The following is a 25,823-nucleotide window of genomic DNA, read 5'->3' on the forward strand; positions in this document are numbered from 1 at the left end:
CCAATGACTAATTGAGATTTTCTAGGCGAATGCGAGGATCGGCGGCTTTTAACATTAAATCGGCGATTAAATTACCAGCAATCAGCAACACTGCGCCCATTAACAAGCTTGCCATTAACAAATATAAATCTTGAGCTTGTAAAGCTTGTAAAGTCAACCTGCCTAAACCGGGCCAGTTAAAGAAAAATTCGGCAATGAAAGCACCGTTTAATAAACCAGCTAATTCAAAACCCAATAAGGTAATCAAGGGATTTACGGCGTTACGGAGTGCGTGAACGTAAATCACACGATTTTCTGGCAATCCTTTGGCGCGAGCCGTTTGGATATAATCTTGACGCAAAACATCCAATAATTCGCCGCGAGTGATGCGTTGTAAACCAGCAAAACTGGTAATTGAGAGGGCGATGGTGGGTAAAATCATGTGCCAGCCGACATCTAAGATTCTGCCAAACCATGTCAGTTCAGAGTGATTGATGCTAGTCATGCTACCCACTGGGAATAAGGGCGAGGTGATTTGAGCTAAAACCAGTAGTGCTAAGGCAGTGATGAAACTGGGAAAACCTTGTCCGGTATAGCTAATAACCTGTAAAATCCGGTCTGCTAGCTTATTTTGGTTAACAGCAGCAAAAATTCCGAGAGGGATAGCGATCGCCCATGTGACAATTAAAGATGCGATCGCTAATAACAAAGTCGCTGGTACTCTTTCCCACAACAACGATGCCACTGAACGTTGATAAATAAAACTCGTGCCAAAATCCCCTTTTGTCAAAATTCGCCATATCCATAGCCAAAATTGCTCTGGCCAAGACTTATCAAGACCAAACTGACGCTTAATTTCCTCAATTCTTTCTGGAGATATCTTCGGGTTTTGCCGCAGCGTATCTACATAATCCCCTGGAGCGAGTTGAATAATGAAAAATGACAAAGCTGATGCCAAAAACAAAGTTAGTAGGGCTTGCAATACCCGCTTTGCCACATAAATGAAAGTTTCGCTCGTGACTAGCCTGATTAGCCAATCCCTACCTGTCTCCAAGGAAATTCTCGTAGATGTCATTTATCCTTTGTCCTTTGTTATTTGTTATTTGTCCTTTGCTAATGACTAATGACCAATGACAAATAACTAATATTCAATTAGAGAGATAATCGGTACGTCCGGCAGATATTTACGCCCTTCTAAATCCCGTAGCTCGATAATAAACCCAAATCCTACTAATTCGCAGCCAATCTTTTGCAATAACTTTGCTGTTGCACTTGCAGTTCCACCCGTGGCAATCAAATCATCCACAATCAAAACTCGGCTACCTTCATGTAGAGCGTCTTGATGCACTTCCAAGCAGTCTGTACCATACTCTAGTTCATATTGAATTGAGTGAACTGCATCTGGTAACTTACCTCTTTTGCGGACGGGAATAAAACCAACTCCTAATTTGTAAGCCAGAGGTGAGCCAAAAATGAATCCCCTCGATTCTATACCTATGACATAATCCGTTACGATCCCAGCTTCATTGCATTTTTGTGTTAAAAAGTCAATAGTGTAGCGCAGTCCCTCTGGATCGCGCAGTAGCGTAGTAATATCCCGAAATAAAATTCCGGGCTTGGGAAAATCTGGGATGTCACGAACAAGAGACTTTAAATCCATAAAAAGGGAGTGGGGAGTGGGGAGTATGGAAAGTTAGGAGTGAAGAGTGAGGAGTTATGAATTTAAATTCCTAGCTATCCCAATGCCCAATTCCCAATTTTCGGATACCTGAAAAATCGTACACTATAATGTCATACGCTGGGGGTCAAGGCTGAAGCTTCGTCCTTTATTGACGATAATTAGAATCTAAACCAAGCTAGAAAAGGTATTGCACTAAGAAATGAGGTGAATTAATTTATGTTTTAAAACTTTGATTTCAATATAGGGAAAACTGTGAATAGAAAGAGTTAAGTAATGTATATATCAGGTAGTCATACTACTGCTACAAGTCTAACGTTCAAGTCTTGGCTACCGATTTTAAATTTGTTTTACCTAGTCTGTTGGAACCGCACAAGGTATTTTATAGAATGAATGTCTCAGCAAGTTTAACGCCGTTCAACAGTCCAACTCAAGATTCGCTGCCGATGATTCTGGACACTTTGCCAGATCCTGCGATCGCTTCCAAGACATGCCCTCGGAGAACGCGGTTGCAAATTGACCTGATTTTATTGGCAATTGAAGCTTTAGAGCTTGGTGGTTCGGAAGCAATCTTGAGTTTTGCTCAAGAGTTGGATCTCAAAGGAATTGTTAAAGACAGGGTGAATTTGTGGCGGATGCGTAGCTCTAACCCGCTACGAAGAGCGCACATGCGTCGTCCCTTAACTATTATGGAAGCAAAAGCTCTCGTGGTAATTGCTTGCTACATAGCGCGGCGTTTAACTGTTGTTATCCGCCAGTTACTCATGATATGTCAACAAATGGAAGAAAAGCAGATTCCATTAGAACAGAATTTGCGTCTATCCAATTACCTAGAGCGGTTTAGAGCGCATTTTAAAAGCCGGATGAATGCTCGACGTTCTGGTGTCCTGGCATTAAGTTCTGATGAAAAATTAGATGAGCTAGCGATAAATTTGTTAGGACAATTACTATTTTGTACAGGTACAGCTGGAATGCAGCGCTTCTGGATTAGTCTTTTTGACGGTGAAGTGGAATGAATATTCAACGTAAGTATAGTCTACCTAATTGTACACTGCTTTTAGAAGGGTTAAGTGATGTCACCAGGGCTGCACAGTTCCAAGAAATGCGCCCAGAATTATCAATATTGGTAAATGCAGAATGCTATTTATCTGGTTATAATCAGCCCCTAACGGGAGGGCGGGAATTTTTTGAAAGTTTGGTGAGGGCTGTTAGCGGCTATGCCCAAGAATTTTTAAGTAGTGTACCCAATCCCCAAGCACACAATCAGGAATCGGAGCTAGTAGAGTTTCGGAAAGTTGACGGCAACCGCCACAGGTTAATTATCCATTCCGAAGGCGCTCCAGAAGGGTTTGAGTCTCACTCTAATAATTCTAAACGTCCACCTATTGAAATAGATTTGAACACGGTGCAGTTGTTTGATTTAGTGGAAGCAGTGGATCAGTTTTTTGCTGATACCCAAACTTTACCTGAACTTTCCCTAGAGCTACAACCAGTTACCAGACGTTATGGTGGTGCTAGTCAAGCTTTGATTAGACAGGCTGTACCTGCTGCTGTGGGTGTGTCAAGTTTAGCAGTCGCAGCGATCGCCTTTAACTTGATTCCACCTCCCCAAATCCGTCCACCACAGCCTCAACCAGAAAACCAAACTAGCCCTACAACCAAAAGCCTCACTCCTTCACCATCAGCCGCCGCAACACCCATTGCAGCTGCAACACCCACAGCCAATACAAAGCCACCAGTTAAAGATTTAGAAGCACTGTTAAACACAGTTCCAGAAATTACCGATCCATCCCAACTTCGGTCATTGAATCGTCAAGTGTACAACCAAATTCATCCAGCTTGGACTAATCGCTCAGGATTGAAGGAAGAATTAATTTATCGTTTGGGTGTAGCTGCGGATGGTGCGATCGTTGGTTATAAAGCGCTGAATAAAGAAGCGAATCTAGGAGTAGGTCAAACTCCTTTGCCTAAAGTACTTTACAATCCAGCTACCCGCCCTCCCATTTCCAACGAACCGATCGCCCAATTTCGAGTAGTGTTTACTACAAGAGGTGTGCTAGAAGTTAGTCCTTGGCGGGGATATGCTAGAACGCCAGAGGTAGTGGGTGCAAAAATTACTGATTCTAATATAGTTAAAAGTTTAAACCAAAAGCTATATAGCACAGTTCGGCAAACTTGGAGTGGTACTCCCACCTTTACGCGAGATTTGAAATATCGAGTAGCGGTCAATAAAGATGGTGTCATTGCTGACTATGAACCACTTAACCAAGTCGCCTTTGACTATTTCCGCGAAACACCCCTTCCGAAGATGTTCAATGCTGTCTACGGCTCAAATGTTGCTGCTCCCAATAATAAAGAACCTCTCGCCCACTTCCAAGTGGTATTTAAGCCTAACGGCACACTAGAAGTTACCCCTTGGCAGGGATATCAATAATTGGGCATTGAGCATTGGGCATTGGGATGAGAATTAAGTTGGTATTCCCTATTCTCTATATCCCTATGCCCTATGGATTTTAGACAAGCATTAAGCTTGGGTAAGAGTTCATCAAGAATTGGCTTAAATCTGCTTACTTGTTCATTTGTTAATAATTGTCTATTGATCGTTTACCGATCAATAGTTCCCAATACCCAATTACCGGGTAATTCGCCCCATATAATTCCCCCATAACTGAGCGGCTTGAGCGCTGCTACCAGATGTGGGGGAGTTGTTGTCGTTTCCTAGCCAAATACCAGTTACGAGCCGCCGACTAGGGATAAAACCGATGAACCAGAGGTCAACGTTTTTATCAGTTGTACCTGTTTTTCCGGCTTCTCCTAATCCAAGGGCAGCACTACGACCAGTACCTCTTGTGATGACACCACGCATCAAACTGGTCATTTCATCGGCTACACCATTAGCCAACACCCGTTTGTTGGCATCTGGATCTTGGTCAAAGGAGTAGATTACACGGCAGGTTTTGATATCATTGCGATCGCGGCAATCACCACTGTCTAAAATTCGGCTAATGGCATGGGGAGGATTCCACACTCCACGATTACTAATAGCGCCAAAAGCACCAGTCATTTCCAAAACATTGACCACACTTTGACCCAGTACCAAACCGGGAACCGGATCGAGGGACGATTTTATCCCTAAACGCTGTGCCATTGCCACTACTTTATTTAACCCGATTTCTTTGGCAACTCCCAAGGCGATGGGATTTTCTGAAAGAGCCAGCCCGGTGGCAATATCCAAACTACCAGCACTGGAACGACAGGGTTTATAGGTGAAGCCTTGCCAAGTTAAAGGAGCGCAGGAATAACTCTTAGATGGTGAAATTCCCTGTTCAATCGCGGCGGTGTAAGTAAAGATTTTGAAGGTGGAACCTGGTTGTCTTTTGGCTTGAACAGCACGATTGAACTGACTTTTTTTGTAGTCAGTTCCGCCTACCATTGCCAGGATACTGCCTGTACTGGAGTCAAGAGTTACCACAGCCCCTTGAGAAAAATTAAAACTTCCGCCGCTATTGTTAACTGAATTTCTTAAGGATGATTCTGCTTGGCTCTGTACAGACGGATCGAGTTGGGTTTCAATTATATAGTTCCCTTCGTTTGCAGCTCCCTGTCCTAAGATTGATTCCAGTTCAGAGAAGACGTAACTGTAAAAGTAAGGAGCGATCGTTTTAGCTTGTTGCTCACAAACTTTAGGACTAACTTGGACAGTGGAACGTCTAGCTCGGTTCGCATCTTCAGGTTTAATTTTGCCCATTTCCAGCAACCGCTTAATCACGCGATTCCGATATTCAGCTGCTTCTAGCTTATTTGGCCCATTCCCACAAAAATCGAAAGCATTGGGAGCAGGTAGAATTCCTACTAAGGTTGCTGCTTCTGCCAAAGTTAATTGTTTAGCGGGCTTCTCAAAATAATACCGGGCTGCATCCTCAAAGCCAGAGGTATCTCCCCCCAAAAAAACCCGATTTAAGTACATCAGCAAGATATCATCTTTGCTGTAAAAGGTTTCTAGCTTGAGGGCGACAACTGCTTCTCGCAATTTGCGTCCCAGGGTATCCTGTCTGCCAACATACTCGCGGAACAAACTCCGGGCAACTTGCTGCGTAACAGTGCTGGCTCCTTGCTGCACATCTCCTTTGCGGCTATTGATCAACACGGCTCGTAAAATACCCAGAGGATCAACCCCAAAGTGCCAGTAATAACGAGTATCTTCTGAAGCTACCACCGCAGCAGGTAAATAAGGGCCAAATTCGTCTAAACGCTTCATGTCTACATGAGAGATAGTTCGAGGCTCTCTTAGCGGTGTGGCTCCATCACGGGCGTAAACAACTACTGGGGCGCGTGTAGCTGTAGGTAGGGGTTTAACTCGAAATTTTAGCCATTCTACGCCAATCACTAACACTAATAGGGCTGTGACACCACCAACACCATAAGCTGTCCAACTTGCAGCTTTCACGTACCAGGCTGGTGGATCGACGTATTGCAAGCGCACAGAAGCGGCGAGTTCTGGGGGGCCAAGGGTGAGAATATCACCGTGACGCAATTCCAGGGAATTGACACGACGCTTGCCACGATAAATGCCATTGGTTGAGTTTTCGTCTTTGATTACGAAAACTGGGGTGCTATGAGTAGAATTCCGTGATAATGACAGGTGAATTTGACTGACAACAGGGTTACGGACGACGATATCACTAGATTTGGAGCTACGACCGAGAATATAGCGATCGCCCAATAGTGGATATACCTCTGCTTTATCCGCCCCCGCATCCTGCACCCAGAGTTCCGGTACTTTGGCGTTAGGCTTGAGCGCCAATTTAGAAAAATCGACCCTAGCTTGGATAGTATGGACTGCTTGAGTCAGTTGACCAATTAACGTTTGTGGCTTGTGAGGGGGTTGCGGGGCACTCATCGGCTATTTACATCACACTTTTTAGTGAAGAATCGGGCGAATCACAATTTAGATGTTAGTCTTTCATCATTTTACTCACATGCTAAGGCATAATTTAGCTATACTGAACTTTTTGTTCTAATTCATACCTTTATTTGGGTTGTAAACGGAATTAATTTGTTGTTTTAGTTACTTGTTTACAGATACATAAAATTTTTGCACTTCTGAAAAGCCTGTCTTGTCAGCTTTTAAGCATTTCATAACTACAGCATAACTTTTTGTATTGTATTTTTAAACACTACTTTCCAATAGACAACAAATTTAATTTTTACCTGTTTTAGATATTCATACCTTTTTAAAAAACCTAAATCTCTTCATTTAGGAAGATTTTATAAATCCTATTGTCTGTTCTAATAGGTCGAGTGTTCCGTTGAGGTTAATTTCAGAATGATGGGAAAATCTCTGACCCTGATTGGTACAGCTTTATCTTTGGCTCTCACCACTAATATCGCTGTAGCCGAATCCAGTAAATCCCCCATAGCCCAATCCAGTAGCGAATCTACTAGTTCACCAACGGAAATCAAAATGTCGCCAGAAGGCATGAAAATTCTGTGCGAGTATTTTCCGCTTAACTCTCGCTGTCCCGGCGGCACAGCAGTCGTTCCTAGCGCTACTCCTAGTAGCACTACAGTACCAGCAGAAACCACACCAAGTAACAGCACAACTGCACCAGGAAGCGTTACTCCATCTGGATCTGGTACTACCGAAACCGCTCCAGCACCAGGAAGTGTTACCCCACCTGATTCTACTGCTCCAGCACCAGGAAGCGTTACCCCACCTGATTCTGGCGCTCCTAGTAAATTAACTCCAGCACCAGGAAGCGTTACCCCACCTGATTCTGGCGCTCCTAGCAAATTAACTCCAGCACCAGGAAGCGTTACCCCACCTGATTCTGGCGCTCCTAGCAAATTAACTCCAGCACCAGGAAGCGTTACCCCACCTGATTCTGGCGCTCCTGAAAGCACTCCAGCACCAGGAAGTGTTACCCCACCTGAATCTACCACTCCTGGTAGCACTACTGAACCAGGTATAAGTTCTCCCACTACTCCAGGTTCTAGTTCGCCAAAAACTCCTACTACAGGCAATTAAATTAAAAGCTTGGCTAACGCTTGCTCTTCTCTAACCCTCCTTTTGAAGGAGGGAATTAGAGCAAGTTTTAAAAAGCAAAGCTAGCGCCACTTACTTTATTTAGAATCTTAGTTTGCTATCAGCGATCGCCAGTGCATCTCAACTTTCTGGGATAGAATACAAATTAAAATTTCTAAAACCCATAGATCGAGTCTTCGCACAGCAGACGAAGCGAGGATTTAATTAAACTATTCAGCCTGGGATGATTAATCATCCCAGGCTGAATAGTTTAATGCGATCTACCTGTTGAAGTTGGTGTTTTTTGCAAGGAAGCAATTAAAAGGCAAACAATACCAATGCTAATAAATGAATCTGCCACATTAAATACAGCAAAGTTAATTAGGCGAAAATCAAGAAAATCAACAACATAGCCTAAAACAAAGCGATCGATACCATTGCCCATAGCTCCACCCAAAATCAAGCCATAGCCCAACTGATCCCACAAAGTTAATGCTGGGCCAAACAAGGCTACTGCTATCAATACTAGGCTGACTCCTAAAGACAGCCAGCGCAACCACTCTACTTTCCCGCTTAACAAACTAAAAGCCGCACCAGTGTTAGTGACATAGGTGAAGTGAAATATCCCAGGTAAGAGTGGTAGTGTTTGCCCCAAACTGAAGCTTTGCACCACCCAGTATTTTGTTATTTGGTCTAAGGAAAAAGCTATGAAGGCAGCGATCCAGAAAAGGCGATTTTTTAAACGCATGAAACTAGGGGCTAGGGACTAAGAACTAGGGAGTAGAATAATTTAAAATTTAACAAACAAAAAATTTTAAATTTCTAGCCCCTTCATGACTAATAAAACATTAAATGACGCAATATATATGCTATTACAGTAACGGCACAGACTACACTTAGTTGCCCTGGTAGTGCAAACCAGGAGTATCTGAGGATCGCTTGCATCAAGGGTAAATTTTCTGTCCCTTTCAACTGAAAAATATAGCTAATAATCAAATAACTAATACCGCAAATGTGGAGTGTTAACAAGCCACAGATGCAACTAAATGCAAGAGTTTCTAGTCGAGGTCTAGCTTTAAAGGCAAATAAACCACAAATCCAAGCTCCAGGAATAAAGCCTAGTAGATAGCCAAACTGAGATAGCTTAACATAACCAATACCACCGCCATCAGCAAATACAGGTAATAAGGTTAACCCCATCACCAAATAGGCAATTTGCGAGAGCGCACCAGCATTTTTGCCCCCTAAACAACCCACTAACAGTACTGCGCCTATTTGAAAAGTGACACCTAAAGAAAAAGTCTGAATTCCGTGCTTACTCCAGTTCCAAGGTAAGGTGATGCCATAAGCTTCTAGGAAGGTGCCACCCATTGTCAGAAGTAAGCCAATCATAGACCATAGTAATTGATTGGAAGCAGCAAACATTTATCAGGCAACCAGGGAAAGGCAAAAGGAAAAACCAACAGCAACTATTTTATGTTCATTAGTGTTTAAACTAAGTTTTTGGATTCAGCGCCAAACTATGATACAAATTTTTAAAGATAATTCCTTTATTCACTATTTTTAGCGATCGCCCTGCCTACTCTTTATAAAATAGGCAATTGATAGTTTTTTGTTGCCTCTAAACTTAGATTGTTTAGTTATGGCTGTTAACGGACTTAGACCGAGAAGTACTAAACAATTCTGAGAATTTGTCTAAATTTATTAAGCTTTCTAGTATACCATGTTTTGTCATATTTTTTAGGAATTGACCAACAAACTTATACTATCTAATAAAGTTTTGTAAATATCTGTAACCAAATAACTATGGTAATATTTTTCACGGACAATTAAAGCCTAAGTATAAAATTTATCAAGTAAAATTAAAAATAGGTGTTTGTTATTCATCAAAAAAACAAGCACCTTTTTTACTTTGTTAACCTTTTCTTTACCTTAGCCTTATCCTTTAGAGGTATCCTTAGAATCGCTCACCTGAAAAATTACCCAAATTATTGATAGCGATGCCCCCACGTCTTAGTGTAATAAAAATTCATCGCCTTCCAGTTTCAATTTCAGTGTTAGCACTGACAATCGGACTGGCCTCGTGTGGCGGACAGCAAAACCCAGATAGTACAGCCACGAAGGAAACACCTTCTGGTACTGCTACACCTTCTGGTACTGCTACAGATACCACTGCCTCTAGCACAGGCAAATTAGATTTGGGTGGAAATATCAAGTTAAGCGGGGCTGGTGCGTCTTTCCCAGCACCGCTATATGATACATGGTTTACGGATCTAAACAAAAAATATCCCAATCTGCAAGTTGACTATGCCTCAGTTGGTAGCGGTGCTGGAGTTGAGCAATTTATCAAAGGCACTGTAGACTTTGGTGCCAGCGATGTTGCCATGAAGGATGAAGAAATCAAAAAAGTGCCAGCAGATAAGGGCGTTATTTTGCTGCCTGTAACTGCTGGTAGTATTGTCCTAGCTTACAACTTGCCAGATGTTCCAGAACTTAAGCTACCACGAGCCGTTTATGCTGATATTCTACTAGGCAAGATCAAGTCTTGGGATGATCCCCAAATTGCCAAGGCTAACCCAGGCGCAAAGCTTCCTAAAGACAAAATTACTGTTGTTTATCGTTCAGATGGTAGCGGAACAACAGGTGTGTTTACAAAACACCTCAGCGCTATTAGCCCAGAGTGGAAGACTAAAGTTGGTGAAGGAAAAACTGTCAACTGGCCTACGGGAGTTGGTGCTAAGGGCAATGAGGGTGTTACTGCCCAAATCCAACAAACACAAGGTTCTATTGGTTATGTCGAGTACGGCTATGCCAAACAAAATAGTCTCAAGTTTGCTGCTTTGGAAAACAAAGGCGGTAAATTTATTGTAGCTAGTGAAGAGTCAGCCTCTAAAACTCTGGCATCAGTAACTCTACCTCCCGATCTCCGCGTCTTCATTTCCGATCCAGAAGGGGCTGATTCCTATCCTATCGTCACTTATACCTGGATTTTGGCTTACAAGAAATATCCCGATGCGGCAAAAGCTAAAGCAGTTGAAGCTGCGATCGAATACGCTTTAACTGATGGTCAAAAACAGGCTAGTGCGCTAGGGTATGTTCCTCTACCCCAAAACGTCATTACAAAGGTAGCTGCTGCTGCCGATCAAATTAGTCCAGATTACAAAATTTCTGTAGGTGGTAGTGGTAGTAGCGCAAGCAAGTAGCAAAATTAAATACGCGAGGCATTCCTAGACAATAATTTTTAGGCTGCCTACTAGATTATAGACATTCGTAGCTTGCAACTACTTTGTTACTAGTGTCTGAGTTGAAAAAAGACAATGAGGCAACAATTTTGTTGAGATGGTTGCCTCCCGTATCTTCCTCTGATTTTATTGTGAAAGTCGGTAGTCATGACTACAAATTCTCAAAACCTTTCATCAGCGACAAAAAATCGCTCTGATGTAGAAAAGTCCCTAGATCGGGGTTTTCTTTGGCTAACTAAAATTTTTGCCTTTGGGGTTGCCGCTACTTTATTATGGATCGGCTTACAAGTTGCAATTGCATCTTGGCCTGCAATCCAAAAATTTGGTGCAAGTTTTTTAGCTAACACCACTTGGAACCCAGTAAATGATACTTACGGGGTGCTACCTCAAATTTATGGAACTCTCTTGAGTTCTTTGATTGGTCTACTGATAGCTGTACCTATTGGAGTTGGTACAGCCATAATCCTCAGCGAGGATTTTTTACCCGCGAAAGTGAAGTTGGTATTGGTTTTTGCGGTAGAACTACTCGCAGCTATTCCCAGCGTTGTGTATGGCGTGTGGGGTATTTTCGTTTTAGTGCCTATCTTAACTAACTTGGGGAAATGGCTCAATAGTTACTTTGGCTGGATACCATTTTTTAGCACCTCCCCCACAGGGCCAGGGATGTTACCAGCTGGAGTCATATTAGCAATTATGACTTTACCCATCATCACAGCTTTATCCCGTGATGCCTTGATTTCTATACCCTCCAGTTTGCGCCAAGCCTCCGTAGGACTAGGAGCAACCCGATGGGAAACGATTTTGCAAATTCTGATTCCAGCAGCCTTTTCGGGGATAGTTAGTGCTGTAATGTTGGCACTCGGTCGGGCGATGGGAGAAACAATGGCTGTGACAATGTTGATTGGTAATTCCAATAATATTAGTATCTCATTGTTAGCACCAGGCAATACGATTTCTTCTCTCCTGGCAAATCAATTTTCCGAGGCTAGTGGTTTGCAAGTTTCGGCTTTAATGTACGCTGCTTTAGTCCTATTCTTCTTGACCCTGGTAGTTAATATCATGGCCGAATTTATCGTTCTGAGAGTCAAGCGACTGTAGCTTAGTTGTGGGTTGAATTATGACTTCTAGTTTTCCAGAGCGCAGTCTAACTCGCGCTCCCATGTCTCAAAGGACACTGTTTAATACTGTAATGACCGTAATTGCATTTATCTGTGGAGTATTGGCACTTGTGCCTTTGCTAGCAGTGCTTTCTTACGTCATTATTCAAGGCTTTGGCAGCTTGAGTCCCAGCGTCTTTTTTGAACTGCCACCCAAAGCTCTACAAAAAGGGGGAGGCTTTGGTAATGCAATTTTAGGGACACTACTAATGGTAGGAATTGCTGCCCTAATTAGTATTCCGTTTGGTGTTTTAGCGGCGATTTACATCACAGAATTTAGCTCTGCCCAAGTAGCGAGATGGGTGCGTTTTGCGGCTAACGTCCTGAGTGGAGTCCCCTCAATTATTGCTGGGGTATTTGCCTATGGCATTGTGGTTTTGACACTGGTAAAATTAAACTTAGGCTCGTATTCTGCTCTGGGTGGAGGGTTTGCCTTGGCAATTTTGATGTTGCCAATCATTGTCCGAACCACTGATGAAGCCTTGCAGTTAGTATCGCAAGATTTGCGACAAGCATCTGTAGGGTTAGGAGCAACTAACTTTCAAACAGTGAGTCAAGTAGTTTTGCCAGCAGCTTTACCAACAATTGTAACTGGGGCAACGTTAGCGATCGCCAGAGCCTCTGGAGAAACCGCACCTTTACTATTTACCGCCCTGTTTTCCAATTTTTGGCCCGATAGCTTATTCCAGCCAACAGCTTCCCTTGCTGTTTTGGTTTACAAATATGCTATTTCCCCCTTTAAAAATTGGCAATCACTAGCTTGGGCAGCATCTTTAATCTTAGTATTGATGGTTCTGATTACAAGTATCATCGCTCGCTGGGCAACTCGCGAAAAAGCTTAGTCAAATAGATAGCGAATTTGGATCGCTAAAAATAATACTGCACTTAATTTATGGCTACCAATACTAGCACAGTGAACGATACTCAAACCGTTTTACGCACCGAAAACCTCAACATTTACTACGGTAACTTTTTAGCCTTACAGAATATTTGGCTAGATATACCGAAAAATCAGGTGACAGCCTTTATCGGCCCTTCTGGTTGTGGTAAAAGTACGTTGTTGCGATGCTACAACCGCCTCAATGACTTGATTGAGTCATTTCGGGCAGAAGGTAAAATATTATTTTACGATAAAAACTTGTATGCATCCGACATCGATCCTGTAGAAGTGCGTCGGCGGATTGGGATGGTGTTTCAAAGACCAAACCCATTTCCCAAATCAATTTATGACAATATCGCCTTTGGAGCCAAAATCAACGGCTACAAAGGTAATATGGACGAATTAGTAGAACGGAGTTTGCGCCAAGCGGCTTTGTGGGATGAAGTCAAAGATAAACTCCGACAAAGTGGTTCATCTTTATCTGGTGGACAACAACAGCGTTTATGTATTGCTAGAGCGATCGCAGTCCAACCGGAAATTATCTTAATGGATGAACCTTGCTCCGCTCTCGACCCTATTTCTACTTTGCGGGTTGAAGAACTAATTCACCAGCTAAAAGAGCAATATACCATCGTGATCGTTACCCATAATATGCAGCAAGCAGCGCGGGTTTCTGATAAGACGGCCTTTTTTAATGTTAAAACTACAGATAAAGGAGGTCGTAACGGCTACATGGTAGAATACGACGCAACAGAAGTAATTTTCAACAATCCTCAGCAACAAGATACCCAAGATTACGTTAGTGGCAGATTTGGATAAGTAGATATTTTAGATTGTTGATGTTAGAGCAATGAGGGATACTCGGAAATTAAAGCTGTGCGATATTCCTCTAGTTTTTTATTTGTTAATATAAGTGGGTAATTTTTTTAACGCAAAGGAACGCAAAGGTTAGCGCCAAGGAACGCAGAGTTAAGATTGAGCTAATTCGTTATGAATTAATGAAATGTTTTAGTACTGTCAACAAAAGTAATAATATAGCTCATAAATATTTCTAAAGATAGATTGACATAATATTTATTTATTAAAAGTTTCCTTGGTTTGTAGGAAACTGGTTATAATTATTTTCCATCTCTATTTAGAGAGAGAATTCTCATATACACAGTATTTATATGGGGCGTGTTCGTTCTAAATCTGACCTGCCTACAAAAATCTGTCCGGTATGTCAACGTCCTTTCACATGGCGTAAAAAGTGGCAGGATTGCTGGGACGATGTGAAGTATTGCTCAGAACGTTGTCGTCGTCGCCGTTCTGAAGCTCAAAATGAAACTAACCGCAACACAGACGCAAATAGCGCAATGGATTAATGGAGTTACAGGTGCAACCTAAATTAATTATTCATGGAGGGGCTGGTAGTTCTCTCCACAGCAAAGGAGGATTGGAGACAGTGCGCCGATCGCTCCATACAGTTATAGAAGAAGTCTATTCTCTGTTATTATCAGGAGCAACTGCTGCTGAGGCGGTAGTGCATGGTTGCCAAATGCTCGAAGACAACCCCCGCTTTAATGCTGGTACTGGTTCAGTCCTGCAATCTGATGGTCAAATCCGCATGAGTGCTTCCCTGATGGATGGCGCATTAAGGCGGTTTAGTGGTGTGATTAATATCTCGCGGGTAAAAAATCCCATTGAGTTAGCACAATTTTTACAAAACTCTCCAGATCGAGTTTTATCAGATTTCGGATCGGCTGAGTTGGCTAGGGAAATGCAACTTCCCAGCTATAACGCTTTAACTGATTTGCGGTTACAAGAGTGGATACAAGAACGCCAAGATAATTTTAAAAGCACAATGGCTAACGTGGTAGCAGAGCCGGAAATCTTAGAAACCAGCAATGCCGGACGTGGAACCATTGGTGTGGTAGCTTTAGATGCATCTGGTAGCCTAGCTGCTGGTACTTCTACTGGTGGTAAGGGATTTGAGCGCATTGGCAGAGTAAGTGATTCGGCGATGCCAGCAGGTAATTATGCTACTAATAATGCTGGTGTAAGCTGTACTGGGATTGGGGAAGATATTATCGATGAGTGTTTAGCACCAAGGATTGTAGTGCGTGTCACTGATGGGATGTCACTGAAGGAGGCTATGCAAAGATCCTTTGGGGAAGCACACCAGAACAAACGGGATTTGGGAGCGATCGCTTTAGATGTGAGTGGTGCGATCGCTTGGGGTAAAACCTGCGAAATCTTACTCGCCGCTTACCACGATGGTGATAAAATTGGTGACACCTTAGAATGGACTGACAACGAACTGATTGGCTATTGTTGAATCAATTCCAGCGCCTCAGCTAAAGGCCACCTTAGCATTTCCATAAACTGGTACATAAAGTCTTGTCAATGTCAAGCTTAGGCTATTGTATTATATATAGCCTAACAATGTACTACAAGAGAATATGGACATGATGAAACATAAATTTTGGGCAAGCTATCTGCTTGCTGCTTTAGCATTTCTCCCCTTAGAACCTGTGATTAATACTCAGGTTTTGGCAACAGAGTTAGTTTCTCAACTGGCACAAGCCAAATCTGCTTACACCCAATATATGCAACTTGGCTATAATGAGACTAGACGGAGAAATTATCGAAAAGCTTTATTGAATTTTCAGCAAGCAGAGCGAGCGCGTCCTGGAGATAGATATGCGACATCTGCAATTAGAAATGTTACAAGTTACATTCAACGTAGCAAAAATCGTATTGCCTTCGTCCCAAGTAGACCTGGTAGGGTAAGGTCAGCAGGAACACGAGGAGGTTGCTTTCAAACTGGAGAAGATATTATTCCTCTGACACCGACAGACAAAGAAGCTCAACGAACCACAGCAGAGCATCCCACATTCTTTTTTTACGTTCCCCAAACTTTTACAACAGTGCAAGCACTAGAATTTGTTTTGCGGGATGATGATAGTACCGATCCAGATGCATTGTACAAGGGAACTTTTAAACCTGTTAAGCAAAATGGTATTGTTAGTATAAATTTACCTGCCGATCGGGCATCTCTACAAATCGGTAAAGGATACAATTGGACTTTTTCAATGATTTGCGATGTGAGTAACCGCGATAAAGACTCTTATGTAAAAGGTACAATAGTGCGATCGCAAGATGAAAATCTATCTCTTCAGCTAAACCAACCAAGTACAGACTTGGATCGTGCAGTTTTATTTGCAACGGCTGGATTTTGGGAAGATTCTCTGAGAACTTTAGCTAATTTACGCCGTCAGCGTCCTAACGATCCTGAAGTTCAGAAATATTGGGAAGATTTGTTAAATTCAGTAGAGATTAAAGAAGTTGTAAACAAGCCTTTATTGCCCTGTTGTACTGTTCAGCAATAAATTAAAAATTATTTAAAAACCCGGTTTTGATAGAGAAGCCGGGTTTTCAACTGTGCTTTTAATCATAATTTGGTAAAAATCCTAAACCATATAGGACTTACGCAAAACCACAGGCGGTAGGGGCAATTCATGAATTGCCCCTACCGGAAACTCAAGGTTTGGGCTATTTTTTGCGTAAGTCCTGTTTTGATGTACTGCGATCGCTAACATTTAGTTTGCAATACTTAATATTAGATTATCTAATAATTAGTTTTTCATGATATTGTGTTGGTCAGTACATATTTTTTTGTATGCATCGTGTAGACTCTATTTGCGGAGTAAGATTGCTACATAAATTTATGGTAATTCGAGCGCCAAGCAGCAGCAACCCTAGTTTTGCTCTGGTATTAACCTGACTTACAGTTTGGTTATTTGATTCCATGTAGAGCAACTGAAGCGTAAATTTAGTTGTTTTTAAAGCATTTCATTATTACATTTCAGTATTGAGTTAGCAGTAAATGCTAGCCAAAAGCTTTGTATGGAAAGGATTTTATCAATCTGCCATCTGAGTATTTTTTGTGCTGGAGGTCAGCATTTGAAAGCAAACATATTGTTGTGTACTCATCAGACACTCGTAGCCATGAGGGTTTGCCAAACAGTTAGAAATTAGCCAAGCGATCGCACGCTGATATTACATAAAAAGCCATTTAGCTATACGCAAATCAGCAATCACACTATAGAAAAGAAAAAAGCTTATGAGTACAACACGCAAGTTTCGTTTAGGTGCATTCATTCAAGCCACCGGTCATCATGTATCCTCTTGGCGACACCCTGATGCACAAGCAGATGCTGGATTGAATTTCGAGCATTATAAGGAAATTACCCAGACTGCCCAACGCGGCTTGTTCGATGCAGTTTTTCTTGCAGATAGCCCAGGAGTCTGGGGTGGCTCTCCAGAAACTCAGTATCGCAACGGTAAAATCGCCCATTTCGAGCCAGTCACTCTCTTTTCGGCTTTATCCTCCGTTACCCAAAATATCGGCTTTATTTCTACCGCCTCGACTACTTATGAGGAACCCTACACCTTAGCGCGAAAGTTTGCCTCTTTAGACTACTTGAGTAACGGCCGCGCGGGCTGGAATGTAGTCACTACAGGCAATGAGAATGCTGCACTTAATTTTGGACTTGAGCATCACCCAGAACATAGCCAGCGTTATGAACGCGCCGAAGAGTTTGTGGAAGTGGTGAAAGGACTGTGGGATAGTTGGGAAGACGATGCTTTCATCCGTAACAAAGAATCTGGTGTCTATTTCGACCCAGATAAACTGCATACACTCAACCACAAGGGCAAATATTTTTCTGTTAAAGGCCCTTTAAACGTCGGTCGTCCACCCCAAGGCTACCCCGTAATTGTTCAAGCCGGAGCCTCCGAATCGGGACGGGACTTGGCTGCACGCACCGCCGAGGTGATTTTCACCGCCAATCAAACCCTAGCTGATGCCCAAGAATTTTATGCTGATGTCAAAGGAAGACTAGCACAATATGGGCGATCGCCAGATGACCTAAAAATTATGCCTGGTGCTTTCCCAATCATTGGCCGTACTGAAGAAGAAGCTCAAGAGAAGTACGAATTCCTGCAATCGCTGATTCATCCTGATGTCGCCTGGGGGATTTTAAAGAACTATTACAAAGGTGTCGATCTGTCAAAATATTCTTTAGATGATCTGGCTCCTGAACTACCCAGCGACACCAACACAAATAAGAGTCGTCTTAAACTAGTTAGAGATTTGGCGACTCGTAACACTCTCACACTGCGCCAGTTGTATCTCTCTCTTGCCACTGCACGAGGACATCGCACCATACTTGGTACTCCCGAAACCATTGCCGACCAGCTAGAAGAATGGTTCAGCAACGGTGCAGCAGATGGCTTTAATATCATGCCGCCCATTCTGCCTACAGGGTTGGATGAATTCATTAACCTAGTCGTTCCCATCTTACAAAAACGCGGATTGTTCCGTACCGAATACGAGGGTAGTACCTTGCGTGAAAATCTGGGATTGCGTCGTCCGGTGAATCGTTTTGCTGCAAAACAGGTGGATAAGAGTCTTGTGTTGGCGTAAATAAATTTTTTGCAAATGCTTAAACCATACCTTTTAAACCGCACTTTCTGTAGATCGCCGCCTTACAGAACCCGGAATCGAACCGCAGAGGACGCAGAGAAGCCAGTGCGTTGGGCGGGTTCCCCGACTTGTAGCAACTTGCGCGACACGGAGAAATAAGAGTTTCAGAGAGTTCTTGCGTAAGTCTTAAGACACTAACCAACAGATAGAAAAACCTTGTAATTTTTTAAAGGAAAAAACATGACTGAATATAGCCGCTTAAAGACCTCACGCTCCGCCGCAATTAGAGCAACCCTTGATTATCCAGTAATTGACACCGACGTTCACACTAATGATTTTACCCCAGCTTTTGAGGATTACATTGCCAAGTACGGCGGCGTGAAACTCGTAGACGAATTACGTAAAACCGAAGCTTCCCGTCTTAATTCCAAAAGTAATGGTAAAGACTGGTATCAACAAACCCCTGAAGAACGTCAATACAACCGCACCATCCGATCGCCTTGGTGGGCTAGAGTTACTAAAAATACATTGGATCTCGCTACTTACACCCTCCCCGGACTCCTCTATGAACGTCAAGCGGAGCAAGGGTCAGACTATTCAGTACTGTTTCCGAATAATGTCTTAGCACCGGCTGGAGCCAGCGCAGAGAATCGGCAAGCACTGCAACGCGCGGTCAATCACTATCATGCTGATATCTACCGGAAATATAGCGATCGCCTGACACCGGTAGCTGGTATCCCATTAACTACTCCCGAAGAAGGCATTGAGGAGCTAGAGTTTGCAGTAAAAACACTCGGCTTAAAAGTAATTAATATTACTGGCGGGGTAAAACGTCCGATTAAAGCGATCGCTGATAAATATCCAGCCGATAAATTCCCCGAAATCGCCAAATATGCCTCTTATATCGACTTCTACGGACTAGATAGTGAATACGACTACGATCCCTTCTGGGCGAAAGTTGTGGAATTAGGCGTACCCGTCACCACCCATTACGGCAGTCAGGGTTGGACTGGACGTTCCTCCATCAGTAACTACATGAATAACCATATCGGTCACTTTGCCGATGGTTCGGAAGCCTTTGCGAAAGCGTTGTTCTTTGGTGGTGTTACCAAGCGTTTTCCACAGTTGCGTGTAGCGATGCTGGAAGGTGGCGCAGATTGGGGTGCCCGCGTCTACATTCATTTGGTAGATCGTTTCTCTAAACGTAATGTCAAAGCACTGGAAAACTACAATCCAGCGTTGACAAATGCCGATGAGCTATTTGAGATATTTGAGCAATACGGTGCAGAAGTTACTCAAGGGCATTCCCTAGATAAGGATGAATTGACTAAGACTGTACTGGGAGCTTCATTCAGCCGTCATAGCCGTGCGCCAATTGGTAGCGAATTGGACGATTTTGCCGCAGCAGGGATTGAAACAATTGAGGATATTCGCGATCGCTGGGTGAACAGTTTCTTCTTTGGTTCCGAGTCCGACGATCGCACCATCGCTACGGCATTTAATGACAAAGCCAATCCTTTGGGAGTCAAGATCAACGCCATCTATTCCTCCGATGTTGGTCACTGGGATGTGCCAGATTTGACTTCCCCCTTGGCTGAAAGCTGGGATTTGGTTCAAGAAGGCGTTATTTCTGAAGCCGACTTTAAATCTTATGTATTCGCTAATCCCTACAAGTTTTACACCCAAGCTAACCCCGAATTCTTTAAGGGTACTGCGATCGAATCCAAGGTAAATAACACCGAATTTAACCAAGTAGATAAGAGTCTGGTGGTGGCGTAAAAGGTGAGAAGAGGGAGTGGGGGGAGATGAGGGAGAAAAATGAAAATTATTCCTCTTTGTCCCCCTCATCTTCATAGCATTTCAGCCTGGGAGATCGATATGACAATAACAACTGACCCTAATTTTGGGGCGCGCGAGGCACTACGCCTAATCGGCCCCGATCCCGACAACTGGATACCCGACCGCCCAGGCGTGGATCACAACGTTACGGTAGTGGGTGGTAGTGGTAGCGGTAGCACCTTTGCATTTGCGCTGCGGCGTGCCGGCATCGGCCGTGTGACGGTAATCGATGCGGCCGACGACGAAGCCCATGCTGGCGTATGGCTCAATCGAGCGCGGATGAAGAAACTACGCACACCGAAGAATTTACCTGGCCCCGAACTTGGTATCCCGGCGCTATCATTTCAGGCTTGGTACGAGGCGCGACATGGTGCCGAGGCTTACGTAGCGATCGATCGCATCCCTCGCTTGCTGTGGGCTGAATATTTAAGTTGGTATCGGCAGTTCCTGGGCATCCCGGTTCGCTACAAGACGCGGCTAGTGCGAATCGAGCCAGTGGAAGGTTTTTTTCGCCTACATCTTGAGGTGAACGGTGTCGCGCAAGTGGAAACCACGCGCAAGATTATCTTCGCTAACGGAGTGGCTGGTACTGGTGGCCCCTACGTGCCACCGGTACTAGCTGGTTTACCGCCCACTCTGTATGCACACACCTCTGATGCCATCGACTTCACCGCGCTACGCGGCAAGACTGTGGCAGTGCTGGGCGCTGCGGCTTCGGCTTTTGATGCCGCAGGGGTAGCACTCGAATCGGGAGCAAAGGCGGTGCATCTGTTTGCGCGGCGACCTGCGATCGCATCGCTGCCCATAAATCGGGTGCGTGGGTATCCTGGCGCTTACTACAACTATCCAGAACTGCCCGATGCAGCCCGGTGGTTTCAGGCTTGGCGCTTTCGTCAAGTTGGTTCTACGCCCCCATCCGACGCAATTGAACGGGCGATCGCCTTCCCCAACTTCCATCTACACCTGTCGGCGACGTGGAGATCGTTACAGGAGAAGGGCGGCCGCATCGTCGCGCAGGTGAACGACGATGTTTTCGAGTTCGATTTTGCGATCGCTGGTACTGGCTATTTTGTTGATCCGACGGCGCGGACAGAACTAGCTGACTTTGCACAGCATATTGCACTTTGGCGCGATCGCTATGAACCACCATCTGACCAACGCGCCGACGATTTAGGCACACACCCTTACCTCGGCAGCGCCCACGAATACCAGGAAAAAGTGCCTGGTAGCGCCCCTTACCTCAAGGATATCCACGTCTTTAACCCAGCCGGCTTTGTGAGCTTCGGACTACCCATCGGCGATGTGCCCAGCATCCGGCGCGACGTACCTGCGGTGGTGGAACGCATTAGCCATGACTTATTCTTCGCCGACTGGACGCTACACGAGGCACGGATCACGGGCGACAACATCGCGCCAGACTTCGATGCCTCGTTGTACACAGCCGCAGTGTGGAAACAGCCTGTTAAGGCTGCGGTTAACTAATGGCCCAATGCCCAATATAAATTAGGAGTCACGACTATGCCAGTTGAACAACGCTCTCACGACACTAGCAATGGTTCCTTGCCTTATCTTTTCTCACCTGTTTCTGACAATGCTAAACAACCTGCACCCTTAGTTCTATTTCTCCACGGAGGACGCGATCGCGGGACGGATTTGAATGTGCTACTGAAATGGGGTCTACCTCGTTTCGTGGATTCATCTAACTCCTTACCTTATGTATTTGCTGCACCCCAGATTCCAGAAGAACAGACTTGGGCAGATCGAGCTGATGATGTGCTTGCTTTACTGGATGAATTGATCGCTTCCCAACCCGTCGATCCAGCGCGGGTGATATTAGCCGGTTTCAGCTTAGGTTCGGCGGGGATCTGGCATATCGCTGCTTTGCATCCCGATCGCTTCGCAGGTCTAGTACCTGTATCTGGCCGTGTACCGAAGACATTAGAAGAAAGCGAACTAGCTGTACTCAAAGACATTCCTGTTCAGATATTCCAAGGTGGACAGGACAAAAATCTGCCGATTGAGGATACAGAGCATTTTGTTGATCGCCTACGCAAAGTAGGGGGAAAGTTGATTTCACAGTGTTGCCTAACGGCGATCATTTTATTGCAGATGAGGTATACGGCGATCCGAAGTTGCAACAGTGGCTGGTTTCCCTGAGCCGTCGCAACACTGCCTTAGTTGTCTGACGCACAAAACCCCAAAAGTCAGTGCAGAAGAATCAGCGCTCTAGGACTGGGGAGTGAGAGACAAAAGAAAAGTTTTCTCAATTCCCCATTTCCCATTCCCGATCCCCATTCCCAATTCCCAATTCCCATGACTTTACCAACTACCAATCTCGGAAAAACTGGATTAACTGTTTCCCGTCTTTGTCTGGGCACTATGACCTTTGGATTGCAGACTGACGAAGAAACTTCTAGAGATATCCTCGATACCGCCGCCGATGGGGGCATCAACTTTTTAGATACAGCCGATGTTTATCCACTTGGCGGCGGACTTGCCACTGCTGGGCGTACCGAAGAAATCGTTGGGCGCTGGCTCAAAGGCAAACGCGAACATTTTATTTTAGCTACCAAGTGCGTTGGTCGAGTCGGCCCTGCACCTTGGGATCAGGGGGCTTCGCGTAAACATATTCTAGATGCGATCAATGCTTCCTTGCGACGACTGGGAACCGACTATATCGACCTGTACCAATTGCACTCTGACGATGCCTCCACCCCCCTTGATGAAACCTTGGAAGCACTGGACGCGATAGTTCGTGCTGGCAAAGTGCGCTACATCGGGGTTTCCAACTTCTTAGCCTACCGACTCGCCCGCGCCTTGGGTCGCGCCGAGACGCGCAATGTAACTAAGTTTATCTCAATTCAGCCCCGCTACAACCTGTTGTTCCGTGAAATTGAGCGAGAACTATTGCCCCTAGCGAAAGAAGAAGGATTGGGTGTAATTTCTTACAATCCCTTGGCGGGTGGTCTGCTCACCGGCAAACACATTCTCGCTGAAGGCCCCACCACCGGTACACGTTTCACGCTAGGCGCTGCCGCAGAACGTTATCAAGATCGCTACTGGCACGATCGCGAGTTTAATACTGTCCAAGAATTACGCACAGTCGCGGATCACGCCGGATTTTCTCTCACCACCCTAGCAGTAGCTTGGGTTTTATCTAATCCCATTATCACTGCCCCCATCATTGGCGCTAGCCGCCCACAACAACTTGCTGACAACCTGAAGGCAGTGGAACTAAAACTCGACGACAGTTTGAAGCAAAAGTTAGACGACATAACCGCCGAATACCGCAGGGGAGATTCTCTACGTTAGGGATTAAGGGAGTGAGGACAATAATTCGTAATTCGTAATGACGCTCGCGGACTCGCTACCGCTACGCTAACGTAATTCGTAATTCAGTTTACAAGGAGGATTTATACGTCGGTACAAAACTTGCCGCTTGGTTATAAGTAGTGGACTTAAATCCCCATAATTTGTTAATTACAAATGATTTTATTTAACACAACTTACCCTAATACTAAAAAATCAACCAATAGATAGATAGAAACCTAGATTCAATCTGACTCTTTTAACTACGAATTACGAATTACTCAGCTAGTGGATTGCTTCTCATGACGAAAAAAACCAGACAATTCAAATCATTTCAACGTGCTGCTGATGCACCAAGCCTACCATCAACTCCATTCAGGTTCATTTTGTATTTCGTGAATCAGTTCCGTTGGTGGTATGTGTTAATGGTGATCCTGGAGGTAATACACGCAACCTGTGGCATTATGTTACCTTATGCCATTGGTGAGATCATCCGGGGCGTGACGAAATCAACGGGTAATAGTCAGCCTATTTTTGATGCCATGAGGCAACCCCTAATGCTGTTTATCGCTTTGAGTGTAGGTGAAGTGATATTCGGGCGATCGGCTGGACTCTTGCAAACCATCCTTCATCCAATCCACCGACAGCATATTGTGCGATCGCTCTATGCTTACTTACAACACCATTCCCATCGCTACATGAGTAGCAGTTTTTCCGGGGCTTTGGCACATCGGATTAGCGAAACCTCTCTGGGTGTTACCCAGACGATGCAAATGATGATTACTGAATTTATGCCAGTAATCGTTGTGTATACCGTCGCCACGACGATACTGTATCGCGCCTATCCTCCGTTGGCTGCACTCGTGGGAATATGGGCAGTTCTCTTTATCAGTATTTCGTTCTGGCTGGCAACTCGCTGCCGAATTTACTCCCGAAAAGCCGCAGCCGCCAGAAGTGAGACAACTGGCATCATTGTAGATTCGGTAACAAATCTCACCAGTAGCCGACTGTTTGCTCGCTTGGGTTTTGAACGACACTATTTGAATGACCAATTAAGGCGTGAAATCAAAGAGGTGAGACAGTCTAATTGGTATTCGGAGCGAATTCGCTGGTTTCAGTTCATCTCAGCAGCCATTCTGAAAATTAGCACCCTGTATTACTCACTCTCCCTCTGGAGTCAAGGGAAGATCGCAACTGCTGATTTCGTCGTCGCAACCAGCCTGTCTTTATTAATCATCAGTGAAGCGCGTAATTTGAGTAAACGATTTCTAGAATTTTTTGAACATATCGGTAATGTCGCCAATGGTGTTTTTATTATCGTTCAACCCCACGAATTGATTGATAGCGATCGCGCGATCGCTCACCCAATTACCCAAGGTAAGATTGAATTTCGCCGCGTGAACTTCAACTACTCCGAGGAGAAGAAAGTTTTTCACAACCTTTCTGTCACCATCCAACCGGGACAACGTGTAGGATTGGTAGGCTTTTCTGGTTCGGGAAAATCCAGCTTCGTCAATTTGATTTTGCGTTTGTTCGACCCACAATCTGGACAGATTATTATTGATGGGGTCGATATTCGAGATATGACTCAGGATGCACTACACGCACAGATCAGCTTAATTCCCCAAGATCCATCTTTATTCCATCGGACGCTACTAGAAAATATTCGTTACGGACGCTTGGATGCAACTGACGAGGAAGTGATCGAAGCCTCGCGAAAGGCTCATGCTCATGATTTCATCGCTCAAAGTAAAGATGGTTACAATTCTCTCGTGGGCGAACGTGGTGTTAAGTTATCTGGAGGGCAGAGACAACGGATTGCGATCGCTCGCGTCATCCTCAAAGATGCGCCCATCCTCATTTTAGATGAAGCTACCTCTAGTCTCGATTCAATCACCGAAAAAGCGATCCAAGATACCCTCGATCTAGCAATGAATGGGAAAACGGTCATTGTAGTAGCTCATCGACTATCTACCATTGTGCATCTAGACCGGATTTTGGTGTTCGACAAAGGTCGCATTATCGAAGATGGTTCCCACACAAAACTGCTGGCACTCGGCGGCGCTTACCACAGGTTATGGAAAATGCAAGCAGGTGGATTTCTACCGGAAAATCTCGGCGAGGAACCTATACGCGATACTCGTACTGGTGCGGATAACGTCGAAGAGGGAATGATTGCTTGATATTTTCGAGTAGGTTAGCTTATGCAAGCCAATGCATTAACAATCTAAGCCGATACATTAA

General features: G+C 44.4%; 21 protein-coding genes. 15 read left to right on the forward strand and 6 right to left on the reverse strand.

Annotated elements, in window-relative coordinates:
• Positions 1-7: 7 nt before the first annotated feature.
• Positions 8-1,054, reverse strand: coding sequence for an ABC transporter permease (locus GTQ43_RS19155; RefSeq protein WP_265274353.1), 1,047 nt, complete (start codon positions 1,052-1,054; stop codon positions 8-10).
• A gap of 66 nt (positions 1,055-1,120) precedes the next feature.
• Complete coding sequence (locus tag GTQ43_RS19160; protein WP_265274354.1) at positions 1,121-1,639, reverse strand: adenine phosphoribosyltransferase; 519 nt, start codon at positions 1,637-1,639, stop codon at positions 1,121-1,123.
• Between the two features lie 407 nt (positions 1,640-2,046).
• Between GTQ43_RS19160 and GTQ43_RS19165 the strand changes: the two genes are divergently transcribed.
• Together GTQ43_RS19165 and GTQ43_RS19170 are read left to right on the forward strand one after the other, a co-directional pair.
• Positions 2,047-2,673: a DUF3038 domain-containing protein gene (locus GTQ43_RS19165; protein ID WP_265274355.1), complete on the forward strand. Its 627-nt coding sequence runs from the start codon at positions 2,047-2,049 to the stop codon at positions 2,671-2,673.
• A complete protein-coding gene (locus tag GTQ43_RS19170; RefSeq protein WP_265274356.1) occupies positions 2,670-4,091 on the forward strand; it encodes a DUF4335 domain-containing protein in 1,422 nt (473 codons plus the stop codon). The genes GTQ43_RS19165 and GTQ43_RS19170 overlap by 4 nt, the downstream gene beginning before the upstream one ends.
• A gap of 198 nt (positions 4,092-4,289) precedes the next feature.
• On the opposite strand, the gene GTQ43_RS19175 is transcribed toward GTQ43_RS19170, so the two are convergent.
• The 4 genes from GTQ43_RS19175 to GTQ43_RS19190 form a co-directional block, all read right to left on the reverse strand.
• Positions 4,290-6,557, reverse strand: a complete 2,268-nt coding sequence (locus GTQ43_RS19175) for a transglycosylase domain-containing protein (protein WP_265274357.1) — start codon at positions 6,555-6,557, stop codon at positions 4,290-4,292.
• Between the two features lie 389 nt (positions 6,558-6,946).
• Positions 6,947-7,681 (reverse strand): hypothetical protein, encoded by a 735-nt coding sequence (locus GTQ43_RS41465; protein WP_321162496.1) that lies wholly within the window; start codon positions 7,679-7,681, stop codon positions 6,947-6,949.
• Between the two features lie 272 nt (positions 7,682-7,953).
• On the reverse strand, positions 7,954-8,430 hold the full coding sequence (gene lspA, locus GTQ43_RS19185; protein WP_265274359.1) for a signal peptidase II: 477 nt from the start codon (positions 8,428-8,430) through the stop codon (positions 7,954-7,956).
• Between the two features lie 89 nt (positions 8,431-8,519).
• The gene (locus tag GTQ43_RS19190; protein ID WP_265274360.1) at positions 8,520-9,107 is read right to left on the reverse strand and encodes a biotin transporter BioY; all 588 of its coding nucleotides are present in this window, start codon (positions 9,105-9,107) and stop codon (positions 8,520-8,522) included.
• Positions 9,108-9,682: 575 nt separating this feature from the next.
• Between GTQ43_RS19190 and pstS the strand changes: the two genes are divergently transcribed.
• From pstS to GTQ43_RS19255, 13 genes are all read left to right on the forward strand, one after another.
• The gene (gene pstS, locus GTQ43_RS19195; protein WP_265274361.1) at positions 9,683-10,885 is read left to right on the forward strand and encodes a phosphate ABC transporter substrate-binding protein PstS; all 1,203 of its coding nucleotides are present in this window, start codon (positions 9,683-9,685) and stop codon (positions 10,883-10,885) included.
• Between the two features lie 186 nt (positions 10,886-11,071).
• Positions 11,072-12,022, forward strand: coding sequence for a phosphate ABC transporter permease subunit PstC (gene pstC / locus GTQ43_RS19200; RefSeq protein ID WP_265274362.1), 951 nt, complete (start codon positions 11,072-11,074; stop codon positions 12,020-12,022).
• 19 nt (positions 12,023-12,041) lie between these two features.
• A complete protein-coding gene (gene pstA / locus GTQ43_RS19205) occupies positions 12,042-12,923 on the forward strand; it encodes a phosphate ABC transporter permease PstA (protein ID WP_265274363.1) in 882 nt (293 codons plus the stop codon).
• A gap of 50 nt (positions 12,924-12,973) precedes the next feature.
• Positions 12,974-13,780 carry a phosphate ABC transporter ATP-binding protein PstB gene (gene pstB / locus GTQ43_RS19210; protein ID WP_265274364.1) on the forward strand — a complete coding sequence of 269 codons (807 nt, stop codon included), beginning with the start codon at positions 12,974-12,976 and terminating at the stop codon, positions 13,778-13,780.
• 350 nt (positions 13,781-14,130) lie between these two features.
• Positions 14,131-14,325: a DUF2256 domain-containing protein gene (locus GTQ43_RS19215; protein WP_265274365.1), complete on the forward strand. Its 195-nt coding sequence runs from the start codon at positions 14,131-14,133 to the stop codon at positions 14,323-14,325.
• Positions 14,325-15,278 carry an isoaspartyl peptidase/L-asparaginase gene (locus GTQ43_RS19220; protein WP_265274366.1) on the forward strand — a complete coding sequence of 318 codons (954 nt, stop codon included), beginning with the start codon at positions 14,325-14,327 and terminating at the stop codon, positions 15,276-15,278. Before GTQ43_RS19215 ends, GTQ43_RS19220 begins: the two co-directional genes overlap by 1 nt.
• 130 nt (positions 15,279-15,408) lie before the next feature.
• Entirely contained in the window at positions 15,409-16,332 is a 924-nt protein-coding gene (locus GTQ43_RS19225) for a DUF928 domain-containing protein (RefSeq protein WP_265274368.1), read from the forward strand.
• Positions 16,333-17,066: 734 nt separating this feature from the next.
• Positions 17,067-18,431, forward strand: coding sequence for an LLM class flavin-dependent oxidoreductase (locus tag GTQ43_RS19230; RefSeq protein WP_265274369.1), 1,365 nt, complete (start codon positions 17,067-17,069; stop codon positions 18,429-18,431).
• Positions 18,432-18,671: 240 nt separating this feature from the next.
• Complete coding sequence (locus GTQ43_RS19235) at positions 18,672-20,210, forward strand: amidohydrolase family protein (RefSeq protein ID WP_265274370.1); 1,539 nt, start codon at positions 18,672-18,674, stop codon at positions 20,208-20,210.
• 39 nt (positions 20,211-20,249) lie between these two features.
• Complete coding sequence (locus tag GTQ43_RS19240) at positions 20,250-21,752, forward strand: FAD-dependent oxidoreductase (protein WP_265274371.1); 1,503 nt, start codon at positions 20,250-20,252, stop codon at positions 21,750-21,752.
• A 36-nt stretch (positions 21,753-21,788) separates the two neighbouring features.
• Positions 21,789-22,427 carry a dienelactone hydrolase family protein gene (locus GTQ43_RS19245; RefSeq protein ID WP_265274372.1) on the forward strand — a complete coding sequence of 213 codons (639 nt, stop codon included), beginning with the start codon at positions 21,789-21,791 and terminating at the stop codon, positions 22,425-22,427.
• Between the two features lie 21 nt (positions 22,428-22,448).
• Positions 22,449-23,582: an aldo/keto reductase gene (locus GTQ43_RS19250; RefSeq protein WP_265274373.1), complete on the forward strand. Its 1,134-nt coding sequence runs from the start codon at positions 22,449-22,451 to the stop codon at positions 23,580-23,582.
• A 299-nt stretch (positions 23,583-23,881) separates the two neighbouring features.
• On the forward strand, positions 23,882-25,762 hold the full coding sequence (locus GTQ43_RS19255; protein WP_265274374.1) for an ABC transporter ATP-binding protein: 1,881 nt from the start codon (positions 23,882-23,884) through the stop codon (positions 25,760-25,762).
• Positions 25,763-25,823 lie beyond the last annotated feature (61 nt).

The sequence above is a fragment of the Nostoc sp. KVJ3 genome, assembly GCF_026127265.1.
GTDB lineage: Bacteria > Cyanobacteriota > Cyanobacteriia > Cyanobacteriales > Nostocaceae > Nostoc.